This is a genomic window from Enterococcus sp. 7F3_DIV0205, assembly GCF_002141365.2.
Lineage (GTDB): Bacteria > Bacillota > Bacilli > Lactobacillales > Enterococcaceae > Enterococcus_L > Enterococcus_L palustris.
Genome location: NZ_CP147244.1, coordinates 1,410,108 through 1,422,993, shown reverse-complemented (window position 1 = coordinate 1,422,993; position 12,886 = coordinate 1,410,108). Strand labels below are relative to the sequence as shown.

The 12,886-nt window shown below is 35.5% G+C and carries 14 protein-coding genes; 13 read left to right on the top strand and 1 reads right to left on the bottom strand.

Going from position 1 to position 12,886, the window contains the following annotated elements; genetic code table 11:
* The first annotated feature begins 111 nt into the window (after nucleotides 1–111).
* The 9 genes from A5821_RS06715 (at nucleotide 112) to A5821_RS06675 (ending at nucleotide 8,753) form a co-directional block, all read left to right on the top strand.
* Nucleotides 112–1,071, top strand: coding sequence for a DUF4822 domain-containing protein (locus A5821_RS06715; RefSeq protein WP_086313802.1), 960 nt, complete (start codon nucleotides 112–114; stop codon nucleotides 1,069–1,071).
* A 55-nt stretch (nucleotides 1,072–1,126) separates the two neighbouring features.
* The gene (locus A5821_RS06710; protein WP_086313801.1) at nucleotides 1,127–2,590 is read left to right on the top strand and encodes a sensor histidine kinase; all 1,464 of its coding nucleotides are present in this window, start codon (nucleotides 1,127–1,129) and stop codon (nucleotides 2,588–2,590) included.
* Between the two features lie 13 nt (nucleotides 2,591–2,603).
* Complete coding sequence (locus A5821_RS06705; protein ID WP_086313800.1) at nucleotides 2,604–3,305, top strand: response regulator transcription factor; 702 nt, start codon at nucleotides 2,604–2,606, stop codon at nucleotides 3,303–3,305.
* Nucleotides 3,306–3,329: 24 nt separating this feature from the next.
* Entirely contained in the window at nucleotides 3,330–4,376 is a 1,047-nt protein-coding gene (locus A5821_RS06700) for a hypothetical protein (RefSeq protein WP_086313799.1), read from the top strand.
* Nucleotides 4,377–4,496: 120 nt separating this feature from the next.
* Nucleotides 4,497–4,745, top strand: a complete 249-nt coding sequence (locus A5821_RS06695) for a hypothetical protein (RefSeq protein ID WP_249921839.1) — start codon at nucleotides 4,497–4,499, stop codon at nucleotides 4,743–4,745.
* 447 nt (nucleotides 4,746–5,192) lie between these two features.
* Nucleotides 5,193–6,392 carry an MFS transporter gene (locus A5821_RS06690; protein WP_086313797.1) on the top strand — a complete coding sequence of 400 codons (1,200 nt, stop codon included), beginning with the start codon at nucleotides 5,193–5,195 and terminating at the stop codon, nucleotides 6,390–6,392.
* A 35-nt stretch (nucleotides 6,393–6,427) separates the two neighbouring features.
* A complete protein-coding gene (locus tag A5821_RS06685; RefSeq protein WP_086313796.1) occupies nucleotides 6,428–7,597 on the top strand; it encodes an amidohydrolase in 1,170 nt (389 codons plus the stop codon).
* Between the two features lie 207 nt (nucleotides 7,598–7,804).
* Nucleotides 7,805–8,161 carry a DUF2200 domain-containing protein gene (locus tag A5821_RS06680; RefSeq protein WP_086313795.1) on the top strand — a complete coding sequence of 119 codons (357 nt, stop codon included), beginning with the start codon at nucleotides 7,805–7,807 and terminating at the stop codon, nucleotides 8,159–8,161.
* Nucleotides 8,162–8,606: 445 nt separating this feature from the next.
* Nucleotides 8,607–8,753 carry a helix-turn-helix transcriptional regulator gene (locus tag A5821_RS06675; RefSeq protein WP_249921838.1) on the top strand — a complete coding sequence of 49 codons (147 nt, stop codon included), beginning with the start codon at nucleotides 8,607–8,609 and terminating at the stop codon, nucleotides 8,751–8,753.
* A 360-nt stretch (nucleotides 8,754–9,113) separates the two neighbouring features.
* Here the strand turns inward: A5821_RS06675 and galE are convergent, their stop codons facing one another.
* A complete protein-coding gene (galE, locus tag A5821_RS06670; protein WP_086313794.1) occupies nucleotides 9,114–10,109 on the bottom strand; it encodes a UDP-glucose 4-epimerase GalE in 996 nt (331 codons plus the stop codon).
* A 292-nt stretch (nucleotides 10,110–10,401) separates the two neighbouring features.
* Here galE and A5821_RS06665 point away from each other — a divergent pair, with 292 nt between their 5' ends.
* Genes A5821_RS06665 through A5821_RS06650 form a run of 4 tightly spaced genes read left to right on the top strand, consistent with a single transcriptional unit; the run spans nucleotide 10,402 to nucleotide 12,796 of the window.
* Nucleotides 10,402–10,656 (top strand): DUF3130 domain-containing protein, encoded by a 255-nt coding sequence (locus tag A5821_RS06665; protein WP_086313793.1) that lies wholly within the window; start codon nucleotides 10,402–10,404, stop codon nucleotides 10,654–10,656.
* Between the two features lie 3 nt (nucleotides 10,657–10,659).
* Complete coding sequence (locus A5821_RS06660; RefSeq protein WP_086313792.1) at nucleotides 10,660–11,028, top strand: hypothetical protein; 369 nt, start codon at nucleotides 10,660–10,662, stop codon at nucleotides 11,026–11,028.
* Entirely contained in the window at nucleotides 11,015–12,391 is a 1,377-nt protein-coding gene (locus A5821_RS06655; protein WP_249921837.1) for a T7SS effector LXG polymorphic toxin, read from the top strand. Before A5821_RS06660 ends, A5821_RS06655 begins: the two co-directional genes overlap by 14 nt.
* 6 nt (nucleotides 12,392–12,397) lie before the next feature.
* Nucleotides 12,398–12,796 (top strand): YxiG family protein, encoded by a 399-nt coding sequence (locus A5821_RS06650; protein WP_086313791.1) that lies wholly within the window; start codon nucleotides 12,398–12,400, stop codon nucleotides 12,794–12,796.
* Nucleotides 12,797–12,886: the final 90 nt, after the last annotated feature.

The window sequence follows — 12,886 nt, the reverse complement described above, 5'->3', positions numbered from 1 at the left end:
GAATTGTTTATAATTTGTTTATTTTCTTGTTAGCACCTGTTTACATTGGCTCTTTATAATAAAGGTAAGCAATAAGAAGATTTACCTAATTATAGGAGGGAGCAAGAAATCATGAACAATAAAAAAATCATCGTAGGCGTTTCAAGTTTAGTTTTACTACTAGCAGGTTGCAGTGTTGGAACTCAGGAATCTATGGGGGCAAAAGGAAGTAGTCAACCGCAAACGGAACAATCAAAAAATAGTCAGAACAAAAATAAAGGGGACAAATTAACTAAAACTTTAGGTAAAACTAATTGGCAAGGCACAAAAGTTTACGACAAAGACAACAATGATTTAACAGCAGAAAATGCCAATTTTATTGGTTTAGCAAAATATGATGCTGAAACAGGACGCTATGAGTTTTTCGATGCTAAAACAGGTGAGAGCCGTGGCGATCGCGGCACATTTTTCATTACAAATGATGGAACAAAACGGATTTTGATTTCTGAAACGATGAATTATCAAGCGGTTGTCGGTTTGACTGAGCTAACTAATAAAAAATTCACCTACACAAGAAAAGGCAAAGACAAAGCTGGAAATGAAGTAGATGTATTTGTTGAACATATCCCGTATAATAAAACTAAGTTAGCTTTTACAGAGAAAGAAAAACCATTGGATACAACAACAGGTAAAATCGAGACGAAGAAACCTGGTGCTGAAATCTTAGGACAAACCTTATGGAACGGCACAAAAGTATTAGATGAAGCTGGCAATGATGTAACGGAGTTTAATAAAAACTTTATCAGTTTGGCTAAATTTGCGGCTGATACAAATAAATATGAATTTTTCAACTTAGAAACAGGCGTTAGCCGTGGTGATTTTGGTTACTTTGATGTATTGAATCATAATAAAATCCGAGCACATGTATCAATTGGTCAAAATAAATACGGAGCAGCGTTAGAATTAACCGAGCTGAATAACAAAAAATTTACGTACAAACGCATGGGGAAAGATCAAGCGGGCAATGATATCACAGTATTTGTAGAACACGAACCTTATACTGGTGACTTTAAACCTGAATTCAGTTTCTAAGCTGTTCTGACCAAACGCAATTGATCCCCTAATAAATGAACCAAAGGAGAACGAAATGACAATAAAAAAACGATTTCTCATTTCATATATTGGGGGCATTGCGATTGCGTGCCTTTCGCTTTTTTCAATCATTTGTATAGTGTTTTATGTGACAACAGGAAGAATTCCTAGTCCGAGTACTTTATATAAAACCTTTACAGAGCAACGCTCGTTGAGTCCAGAAGAAGAGTTAGCCTATATCAAATTACGCGGAATAGCGAAAACTGATCCAGATCAGCTACTTGCACCACAGGAAGAATTAAAGAAAACCATCAGTCAATTTGAAAGTGAATCTTTAGGTGTTGTTGTACGCAAACAAGAAAATATTGCCTATTATTCACAAGATTTGGTAGAGAAATCATTGATCGTTCATTTTCCTAAATTCGATGACAATAATCTTGAAACAAAAGGCACCATCGATAATGCAGGCCGTTTGTATCGTTATATGAAATTTGATTTTTATTTTAGTGATCAAGTACCAGGAAGTTTATTGGTCTTGAAAAAAGAAAATAATTTTTTAGAGTTTATGACAAAATGGGGCGTATTAGTTATTGTAACGATTTTACTTGTGGCACTTAGCGGCTTACTTTTTCTCAATCATTTATTGAAAAAAACAATTATTAGTCCTTTAGAAAACCTAGGTGTAGGAATGTCTGCGATAAGCAATGGTCAATTAGAAGTGTCGATGACAAAACCTGTTAAACAAACAGCAATGGAAGTAAAGCAGTTGACGGATGATTTTGAAAAAATGCGGGAAGCGTTGATCTACTCAACTGAAGAACAAGCAAAACTTGAAAATAACCGTAAAGAACTGGTTGCAAGCATTTCTCATGATCTAAAAACGCCGATCACCTCAATTATTGGCTACGTTGAAGGCTTACTGGATGGAGTAGCTGACTCTCCTGAGAAACAGGATAAATATCTGCAAACGATCCATACAAAAGCTATTTCATTGAATGAGTTGATCGAAGAACTATTTTTATATTCTAAATTAGATGCAGCAGCTATTCCTTTTCACTTTGAACGAATCAATATTAATGAATTCTTGAAACATATCATTGAAGAATTTCAGTTGCAAGATAACCAAGTTTCGTTCCAATTATCTAATCAGCAAACGAACGCAAGTTATGTTTTAGCGGATCGAATGCAGTTAAACCGAGTTTTTATCAATTTAATCGAAAATAGTCTAAAATTTAAAGCAATGAACCGCCCACTTTTGATTGAAATCGGCATCTCTGAAAGTGCTGGAATAGTGAAAGTCAGCGTATCTGACAACGGACAAGGGATCTCGGCGGAACAATTACCGTTTGTTTTTGATCATTTTTATCGGGGCGAAGAAGCGCGGCCAACAAATACTGGCGGTAGTGGCTTAGGCCTTGCCATCGTCAAGCAAATTATCGATATGCATGACGGTCAAGTCGAGATTGAAAGTCAATTACATCATGGAACGACTGTCACGATTATATTAAAAAAAGCCTGAGGAGGACAGCCAAATGTCAAACGAAGTATCACGCGTTTTATTGATCGAAGACGATGCAAGTATTGCAGAATTACAAAAGGATTATTTAGAAATCAATCATATAGAAGCAGAGATCGCAAGCGATGGATTGGTTGGGCTAAATCGGGCATTAAATGAATCCTTTGATTTGATCGTGATCGATATCATGTTGCCGTCAATGGATGGCTTTGAGATTTGCCGTCGTATTAGAGAAAAGAAAAATATTCCACTGATGATCGTTTCAGCTAAAAAAGAAGATATCGATAAAGTCAGAGGCCTAGGGCTGGGTGCGGACGATTATATGACCAAACCCTTTAGTCCGAGTGAATTAGTTGCTCGGGTCCAAGCACATATTAAACGTTATCAGTTATTGACTAAAACAGATCAAGTGAACGACACGATAGAAATTGGTCAAATTAGGATTGATAAAAGTGCCCGTAGAGTATTTGTGTTAGGGGAAGAAATCATTTTTACAACGAAAGAATTTGATTTACTCCTATTTTTCATGGAACATCCAAATCGAGTTTGGATGAAAGAGCAATTATTTCGTCAAGTTTGGGATATGGATGATCTTGATAGTGATATCTATACGGTCGTTGTTCATGTTGGGCGCATCAGAGAAAAGCTCAAAAAAGGCAAATTATCAGAAATTCCAATAGAAACAATTTGGGGTAGCGGTTATCGCTTCAATACCTAGTGAAAAATTAAAAGGAGAAAATTTATGAAAAAAAGCTATCTACTTGCTGTTTTCATTTTATGTAGTATCGTAGGTCTTTCTGCCTGTAAACCAGATCAAAGAAAAGATGCAGACAAATCCAATACGCCATTAAGGGCACCGTTGGTTAACTCCTCTTCATCGGAGACCATTCCATCAAGTGAAGAGACAAAAGAAAAAGGCGTGAATGATTTATCTTTTGAGAATACTTCTTATAATTATGACGTTGTGACCGGTGCCACTCAAACAACCTTTGGCTCAAATCCAAAACCTCTTTATACTTATGAAGAGAAACTCGAGAAAATGTTTTGGTCAAATCAGCCTCCGTTAGGCTTGATGGAAGGCAATTATTATACGAATGATGGCTATTTTGATGTTGGCAATAAAGGCATTGTTGAGATCGTTACCGATGATACGCATAAAATCATTAACGTTGAATTTAACGAATACGGCGCTGAAAATTATTATGCCTCAAAATATGCAGGAGCTAATAAACGTCTTTCTGATTATGCTTTCTTTCAAGCACAAAATCCAAGAACGGATACTACTTTAGTAACGGTCGTTAACGGAATCACGTTTGTAGAAAGACAAATGCGTGAGGAAAATCGGATAACAGGGAATTTTGAAACAGTCAAAGGTTCCTCAACAACTGCAAGAGAAGGATTAATGGCGATTGCTGCCGAGTTAGCAGATGAAATCAAACAACCATCAAAAACGAAATATATCGGCTACGCTGAAGATTTTGGTAATGGCTTAATCGGCAGAATACAGTTGACTGTGACGGATGGAAAAATCGACAGCGCACGTTATGATGAATATTTTGCAGATCAGCCTGAAAAAATTGTGGCGGATAATCTGAAAAAATATTATCGGCAGTCAAAGTATTTCTCTTTAGAATATAAGGAAGAAACAAACGATGATTTTGTTTCTTTTGCGGATAGTTTGACTAAAGCAATTATTGAGCAACAGAAGCTAGTGCTTGAAAACAGTGAACTCACAAAGCATCCTTCATTTGTCTCTTATCAAAAATTGATCCAGCATATTGAACTTTAAACAGAATCCGCTAATTTTTCGACACACTTTTGACATATTTTTATTTTATACTAAATAAAAATACGTTAGGAGCGATTATAGATGGGTTATTGTTCAAGTTTTTTCAATGGAGGACGTGGCATGATGCGAGGAGGGATGTTTGGTATGGGACTTTTTTGGTGGCTCTTGATAATCATTGTGATTATTGGCGCTGTTTATTTTATGAGAAATAAAACGAATCAACAGGAAAATATAAGCAATAGAACGCAACCAGAGGTATCACATCAACCAGTTCGTCCTTCAGCATTTGATGTGCTAGATGAAGAATTTGCGAAAGGAAATATCACGGAAGAAGAGTATTTGCATAAAAAAGAAGTCTTGAAGAAATGAAAAGAAACAAAAAGCTGACGATTATCATCAAGTCAGCTTTTTGTCTTTTTTATATCTAATTTTCTGTTATTTTAATAAAAGTAAAATAGGAAAATGAAAAATATTTTTTGGAGTCTCGCTTTTTCATTCCTAAACGTGTTGGGTACGGCATTGGGATCAATATGCATAATAGTTTGGGATTTTATATCATTAGCTTCATAACTTTTTTTATTAATTGTAAATTCATAATATTCTCATTTATCTCTTCATTTTAAAGGGATTATAGATTATACTTAACTAATAGCATTTATTTTGTTTATAAGATAAAAGGATTGGTGTCATTGATGGGGAGCAGTATCTCGGAAAAAAGATAAATGATGAATGAGGAAAAAAGCGCCATAGTCATCATTTCCTATTTTTCTATCAAGGCTGGACGAGCCTGCTCCGCTTTTAAATTAAGGAGGACGTATGGAAAATAATGGATCAAAGAAAACTGGGTTGTTATTAATTGCACTGTTTTTAGGTTACACAATGGTTTACATCGATAAGCTTTCAGTAGGGTATTCGCTGATTCCAATTTCGACAGAATTTGGATTGGAACCTGCAGCTAAAGGGATGATCATGAGTTCTTTTTTCTTAGGATACGCAATTATGCAGATTCCAATGGGGCTAGTCATCAATAAAGTAGGTTCACGAATTGTATTGATCGGTTCAGTCATTGGGATGGGCATATTTTCATTCTTATTTGGCTTTGGTACATCATTGATCATGTTTATGTCGTTACGATTTTTGACAGGATTGTTGGCACATTCAGGTTATGCATCATCAGCGAGTAAGGAAGTTACGATGAATTTCCCGCCGGAGAAGCGCACATTTGCTCAAGGTATTTTGCTGTCATCCTCTGGGGTAGCTGGTTTTATTGGACCGTTGGCATTATCACCGATTATCACAAATGCTGGTTGGAAGAACGCCTATATGATTTTAACTGGAGTGGCCGTTGCAATTGCAATTTTTCTGATTATTGCTATTCCTAGAAATGAAAAAACGAAAGAAAAAGCAGATGCGGTCGCAACAAAAACGGATAAGATTTCGATTTTAGTGATTTGGTCGGATATTCGGGTTTGGATTTTATTTCTAAGTTCATTTTTCATCAACTGTTTGTTATATGGACTTTCCAGTTGGGTGCCTAGTTTCTTAACGGGTGAGCGTGGCTTAGACCTAAATGGTGCGGCTGTGATCAGTAGTGTAAGTGGCCTATTTATGTTGGTCGGTTCGATTGGCGGTAGTTATGTTGTAGGGAAATTTTTCCAACATAAAGAAAAAGCAGTCGTTGCGATCACTGCTATTTTAGGTGCACTATCAGCATTCGGTTCTTATTACATTGGTAATCTGGTTTTATTATCGATCGTGATGGGCTTAGCGAATTTCTTTTTGATCATCTCATTTGTTACAATGATGAGCATTCCACTGAGAATTTTTGAAGGGGCAAAATTTGCGCCAAGTTATGGAACACTGGCAACTGGGGGGATTCTTGGCGGCTTTGTTTCACCGACACTTATCGGAAAATTAGTGGAACTGTCAAATGGACAGTATATTTCGACCTTTATTTTCTTTCTAGTTGTTGGCTTATTGACAGCTGGGACAATCATGTTTATTAAACAAAAATAGAGAAAAATAGTTTTAAACTAAAAGGAGGAACTACAATGACAACGATTCAAGAAAAAATGCCGCAAGCAGATATGGTGAAATGGAGAAGACATTTACATCGTCATCCAGAATTATCTTTTCATGAAGTAGAAACTGCTAAATATATTCAAAAAGTATTAGCTGATTTTCCTAATTTAGAGGTTAGCTCGTTGACTGAAAATAGTGTGATTGCTATTTTAAAAGGCGCTAAACCAGGAAAAACCATTGCATTAAGAGCGGATATCGATGCATTGCCGATCGTGGAAGAATCAGATGTTGATTTCCCATCTGAAAATCCTGGTGTGATGCATGCTTGTGGTCATGATACGCATACTGCTATGCTTTTGGGAGCAGTTAAAGTATTGAGTGAAATGCAGGATAAAATTGCTGGCACAGTCAAATTTATTTTTCAACCAGCAGAAGAAGAACCGCCAGGTGGCGCAAAATTATTAGTTGAAGCGGGCGTGATGGATGATGTAGACATGGTTTTTGGTCTACATATCGCTCCGAATATTCCCGTTGGGATGGTAGGAACAAGAAAAGGCCCTGCTAGTGCGGCATCAGATGTATTCACCTTGAAAATCCAAGGAAGAGGTTCACATGGTTCTACACCAGATCTTTCTGTCGATCCAATCATGATTGGAGTAGAAATCATCAATAATTTGAACAATATTGTATCAAGAAATATTAGCCCATTTGATAATGCAGTTATTTCGATCGGTGAATTTAACGCAGGAAAAACGGCAAATGTCATTCCTGATACGGCGCAAATCCAAGGAACGGTTCGGACGAATGATAAAGAAGTTCGGATGTTCATCAAAAAACGGATTGAAGGAATCATCGATGGAATTTGTAAGATGTATGATGCGACTTATGACTTAGATTACTTATTAGGCTATAGTGAGGTCAATAACGACAGTGATGCAACGGATATCGTCGTGGCAGCAGCTGAAAAAGTTGTTGGTAAAGAACGGATGTTTGAAGCACCTAAAATGATGGGTGGCGAAGATTTCTCTGCCTATACAGATGTTAAGCCAGGATCATTCTTTATTTTAGGTGGCGGAACAGCGGCTGAAGGTTGCGGCTATATGAATCATCATCCAAAATTCAAAATCATGGAAGAATGTTTCCCCGTCGGATCTGGCATGCATGCACAGATTATTTTGGATATTTTAGGACAAGACTAGAAGATAGAAGAAGAACTTTAACATCACTGTTGAGGTTCTTTTTTATTTTTAGAAAAGGTATACTATGATAATAGAAAAAACGCGATATCAACTAGCCTAGATTCGTTCAAAAATATGAGGTAAAGAATGAAACTGAAACATTAAAATGTAACAATTAGCAAAATAAAGTTATAATAAGACAAAATACCCAATAAAGGATGAGAAAAAATGGAAGCGAAAAAACCAAGAATATTTACAATGTCTTTTGCTAGTGTCTACCCGTTATATATCAAAAAAGTAGAGAGAAAAGGTCGGACTAAGGCAGAAGTAGATGAAGTCATTACTTGGCTGACAGGCTACGATGAAACGGGTCTACAAAAACAAATAGATAAAGAAGTTAATTTTGAAACATTTTTTGCGGAAGCACCAGAACTAAATCCTAATGTTTCATTAATCAAAGGTATGATCTGTGGCTATCGTGTGGAAGAGATAGAAGATGAATTGATGCAGAAAATTCGCTATATGGATAAGCTAGTTGATGAATTAGCGAAGGGCAAGGCAATGGAGAAGATACTAAGAAAATAACCGTAATAAAGCGGATCTATGATTTTAAGCTAGCTATCCTCTAGTTTAAAATGATAGGTCCCTTTATTCATTTTATCACTAATAGCTTAAATAACATTCAAGAGAAATCTTCCCAAAAAACGTTTCTCAATCATGTGTTCTATTAACTGTGAAATTTATATAGTAAGAAAAAAAAGACAAATGATCGTATAAAACTGCTTATACTCTATGAATATCCAACAATGTAACATCAAAATTGCTTTTTTAATTCGCCTGACTATGTGATATTTAAGATAACATAGACAGGAGGAAGAATCCATGAAGGAATATTTTTTTTGACGGGAGAAGTGTCTCAATAATGCAAATTGCAAGAATAGGAGTGAGCAAAATAATTACGTAGTTCTATCTATGAAGTCTTGAGAGAATTTCGTAGATAAAAAACGTTTTGAAGGTAGGATGACATTTTATGGAGATTGGAAAATTGCTGAAAATCCGCAGAGAGCAAAAAAATTTAACACAGCAGCAAGTTGCTGATAAATTTCATGTAACGAGACAAACCGTCTCACGTTGGGAAAATGAAAAATCTTATCCTACATATAGATACATTAGTTGAGCTAAGTTTCTTTTTTGACTTTTCACTTGATGAAATCTTAAAAGGAGAGGATTTGAATGATTAAAAAGATAGTTGCGAGAGTTTAAGATAGTATGAACATAAATGTGCTGATGGAACAACCAATCCAAAAATTAGTGGTCAGACATTGGTCGGAAACCATTCAGGAGAAATGGCGCTATCGAGTAGAGGGGAATATCGTGTAATTTGCAAAATCGAGGATGACCAGTGGATGATACTGGCATTAGGAGTGAGACATAGACAGGAAGTTTATAAATAAGTATATTATTGTCCTTAGAAAAAAGAGAGACGACATGTAAGTTGTTGATTTTACATGTCGTCTCTCTTTTGCTTTCAAACTATCTAGCAATCATTTTCATAACCATCCGGATGATTGATATGCCATTTCCACGCACTATCGATGATGGCATCTAAATCAGTATAGTGAGGTTTCCATCCTAGAACAGCTTCAATTTTTTTACTTGAAGCAATCAAAGAATGAGGATCACCTTCTCTACGGCTGCCATATCTTATAGGAATTTTTTTCCCCGTGTATTCTTCGACTTTATTAATAATCTCCAATGTTGAAAAACCAGTTGAACTGCCGATATTGAAAATAGTACTTTCTTTTCCCTCAAGTAAATAATCCATCGCCAACAAATGAGCTGTAGCTAAATCCACCACATGAACATAATCACGCACAGTAGTTCCATCTTTTGTATCGTAATCATTACCAAAAATAGTAATAAATTCTCTTTTTTCTAAGGGAACCTGCAATACAATTGGAATCAAATGGGTTTCTGGTCGATGATCTTCCCCGATTATTCCAGCTAAATCAGCACCTGCCACGTTAAAGTAACGCAATACGACATAATTGATGTTATAGGCAGTGTGACACCACTGAATGATTTGCTCCATCATGCGCTTGCTTTCTCCGTAAGGATTTTTAGGGATGGTTACAGTATCTTCTGTGATTACCTCTTCTGGAGTATCTCCGTAGACTGCTGCGGTGGAAGAGAAAATGATTGTTTTTACAGCAAATTCATTCATGATTTCTAAAAGAGCGATCAAGCCAGAAACATTATTATCGAAATAAAGTAGCGGATCTTTCATGGATTCTTCCACTGACGAATTAGCAGCAAAATGAAACACGACATCAAAGGACGTTTCAGTGAAAATCTTTCTAAGTAGGCTTTTGTCTTTGACATTTCCTTTGATAAACGTTGCTGGTTTGGTCACAGCTTCAGCGTGTCCTGTTTGTAGATTATCTAAAACGATGACGTTGTGGTTTGAATCAGTTAACTGTTTGACGATATGTGAGCCGATATAGCCAGCTCCTCCGACGACTAAAATATTCATGAATTACCTCCTTGATTTAAGAGCATAGAGAGCATGTTTAGTTTTGATAGAAAAATTGTATCTGCTTTCATTATAAGTTATCGAAATTTATATAGATAGATTTCAGCTGTGTAGTTATGAAATCATTAATGATTTCAGTGGAAATTTAAATAAGTTTAAGGATAAATAATTTATAGGGAAGTTATAATATGAACATGAAATTTTACTATAATAGTATTATTTCGCTCTTTTTTATTATTTTAGTTAATGATAAGATTGTATTATATTACTAAAAGTCGTAAGGGGTTTTTGAATGACAAAAATCAGTACAGATCAGGGAATTGTTAGTGAGATTACAAATAAATTTACTAGTAGTTTATCAGATGTTTCCTTTTCACAAAAAAAATCATTTTCTTTCTCTCAAAGTTCTGCTGCTTCGGGATTAAAGAGTAGTTTATCCTTCTTATCTTCAAGTATTAGTAATTTTGAAAGCTATGCATCTAGTGATGTGCAAAAGCTTACAACGATTCATCAAGCGATTGAAAAAGCTGAAAGTGGAAAAGGATAGAGGATGACTGAAGACAAGACAAGAAAACTACGATGGCAAGCAGAAGAAGTAGAAGATCGTGTAAGAGACTTGAAAAAGAAAGAAACTGAAACGACGCATCTGGTACAGGATATTGCTCGTTTGCATCAAAGGCAAAGAGAAGTCTTAAATGAAATTCTGTATTACAGCAAAGGAACGCATGCAGAGCGTTCAGCAACAATTGATCTAGAAGATTTAGAACAAGAACAGCATTCAGTCATGCACCATTTCGAAGAAGGGCAAGAGGCGTTACATATATTAAGAAAATCAGAACAAACGAAGCAAGATCAACTAGAAGATGACCTCCTCATGCTGCAACGAAAAGAAGAGGAGGAAAAAGATGCCGAAAATTGATTATAGCGAATGGACGGAATTATCAAGTGAAATTACCACACAACGATTAAAAATCGTCAGTCAGTTCAAATCATTCAATCAAGCACAGCAACATTTTAAAGGAGCAAAAGAATTATCTGGAACAGGCTGGGATTCTTCGAGAGATTACTTTGAAGGATATACAACAGTATCAGATGCGATATTTAACGCTCTCTATGAAGTGGATGATGCAACAACGGAATATGTCTCGGCATTTACATCAGAAGTCGGTGCAGCTGAAAATCAGTTAGACACAGATCATTTGGAACGATTAAAATCAGAATTACGAAGCCTGCAAGCCGAGAATGATATGTTGATGGAAGCGGCTGCGAAAGCCTTTGAAAATGTGCCGTTTATCAATAAATTTTTTATGGAACGCAGTATGCTTGGAAAAGCGAAAGAAATCGAGATTTTGGAAAAGTATCAAGCCTTTGAAGCAACGCACGGAAGTGATTTTTCAGAAGTCCAAAGCGTTATTTCTTCTATCGAACAAGGTTTAGCATTACTTGGAAACTCTGGCAATTTTATTGGCGGTGTGAATGGTTATAAGAAAATTTCATGGAAAGATCAAAACTGGTTTAAAACTATTCAAGCATTTAATGAAAAAAATAAAGAAGACCGTTATGAGATCGTTGTGATTCATGAAGATCATGATGGAAAACAGTTTGCGATTTATAAAAATGGAAAACTGGATGAAGGACGAACGCTTGATTATAATAAGTTGTTAGGGAAACAAGACTGGGAAATGTTGATGAAGCTTGGACCTGAGACCATCAAGATGTTGCTCAATTTAGATGATGTGGAAGTTTTACTGGATGATGGATCAAGCACTGGGCAAAAAGTAAAGTCGAGTATTTTTCTTATTTTAGCAATTACGCCTGCTGATAAGGTGAAAGATCTGATTAGGGCAGCGAAGTTGTTGAAAAGAGGAGATCACTTATTAGATGGTGTGAAGTTGACTGCCAAAGAGTTGGATATGTTAAGGGATTTGGAAAAATCTGGTGAACGGGTTAAGATAGTGGAGAAGGCAAGTGGGACTAAAATTCCAACTTTAAATTCTTTGTCAGATGAAGTAGCGAGTTCTTTAGGTGGCAAAGCTTCACCATTAAAGAATGGCTATAAAGTTGAAATTTTGAACGGAAGAAAGCCTATTGTTGTACGAATTATGGATGAAGGAAGTGGCGGACGAGGTAAACCATATTATAGAGTTAGTATAGATGGTAAAGGTTCATTAACACCTGAAGGTATAATTTCTAGTGATAGAGGGTTAACTCATATTGACCTTAGCGAGAACTCAATGGGTGAAATTACTAATATCATAAATAATTATTTGGGAAGGAAGTAAATCAAAGTGTCTATTCAGCAAAGAATGAATGAATTATTTGAATCAAAAATAGTATCTTATTCAATGGATATTTTAGAAAATAAGTTAAGTTTGGAATTAGAATTGTTAGAAAATGAGGTAATAACAAATTATAGTGTAGAATTCATGAACATTAGCACATTCTATTTTATAAATAATACTACTGATGAGCGAAAAGAGATATTTCCTCCTGAAAAAGATGATTATTTAGAATTAACAAGTATCAATCTATCAAATGACATAATCAATATTTCTTTGGATTGTGAAGAAGAAGTCTGGCTGAAACAATACAATGGTTGTGGAAAAGTTATATTAGAAATTTGGAGTAAATTAGTAGTTTTAGAAGCCGATAAGTTTAAAGTAAATAATGATATATATGATTTATAAGTGTTATTAAATAAAAAGGCACTCAATCACAAGAAAAGAAGTAATCGGAATTGAAAGTATTAATGTAGATGGTTCAATCTTAAATGATTT

Coding starts and splice junctions, on each gene's coding strand:
- A5821_RS06715 (WP_086313802.1), top strand. CDS start 112: ATGAACAATAAAAAAATCATCGTAGGCGTTTCAAGTTTAGTTTTACTA.
- A5821_RS06710 (WP_086313801.1), top strand. CDS start 1,127: ATGACAATAAAAAAACGATTTCTCATTTCATATATTGGGGGCATTGCG.
- A5821_RS06705 (WP_086313800.1), top strand. CDS start 2,604: ATGTCAAACGAAGTATCACGCGTTTTATTGATCGAAGACGATGCAAGT.
- A5821_RS06700 (WP_086313799.1), top strand. CDS start 3,330: ATGAAAAAAAGCTATCTACTTGCTGTTTTCATTTTATGTAGTATCGTA.
- A5821_RS06695 (WP_249921839.1), top strand. CDS start 4,497: ATGATGCGAGGAGGGATGTTTGGTATGGGACTTTTTTGGTGGCTCTTG.
- A5821_RS06690 (WP_086313797.1), top strand. CDS start 5,193: ATGGAAAATAATGGATCAAAGAAAACTGGGTTGTTATTAATTGCACTG.
- A5821_RS06685 (WP_086313796.1), top strand. CDS start 6,428: ATGACAACGATTCAAGAAAAAATGCCGCAAGCAGATATGGTGAAATGG.
- A5821_RS06680 (WP_086313795.1), top strand. CDS start 7,805: ATGGAAGCGAAAAAACCAAGAATATTTACAATGTCTTTTGCTAGTGTC.
- A5821_RS06675 (WP_249921838.1), top strand. CDS start 8,607: ATGGAGATTGGAAAATTGCTGAAAATCCGCAGAGAGCAAAAAAATTTA.
- galE (WP_086313794.1), bottom strand. CDS start 10,109: ATGAATATTTTAGTCGTCGGAGGAGCTGGCTATATCGGCTCACATATC.
- A5821_RS06665 (WP_086313793.1), top strand. CDS start 10,402: ATGACAAAAATCAGTACAGATCAGGGAATTGTTAGTGAGATTACAAAT.
- A5821_RS06660 (WP_086313792.1), top strand. CDS start 10,660: ATGACTGAAGACAAGACAAGAAAACTACGATGGCAAGCAGAAGAAGTA.
- A5821_RS06655 (WP_249921837.1), top strand. CDS start 11,015: ATGCCGAAAATTGATTATAGCGAATGGACGGAATTATCAAGTGAAATT.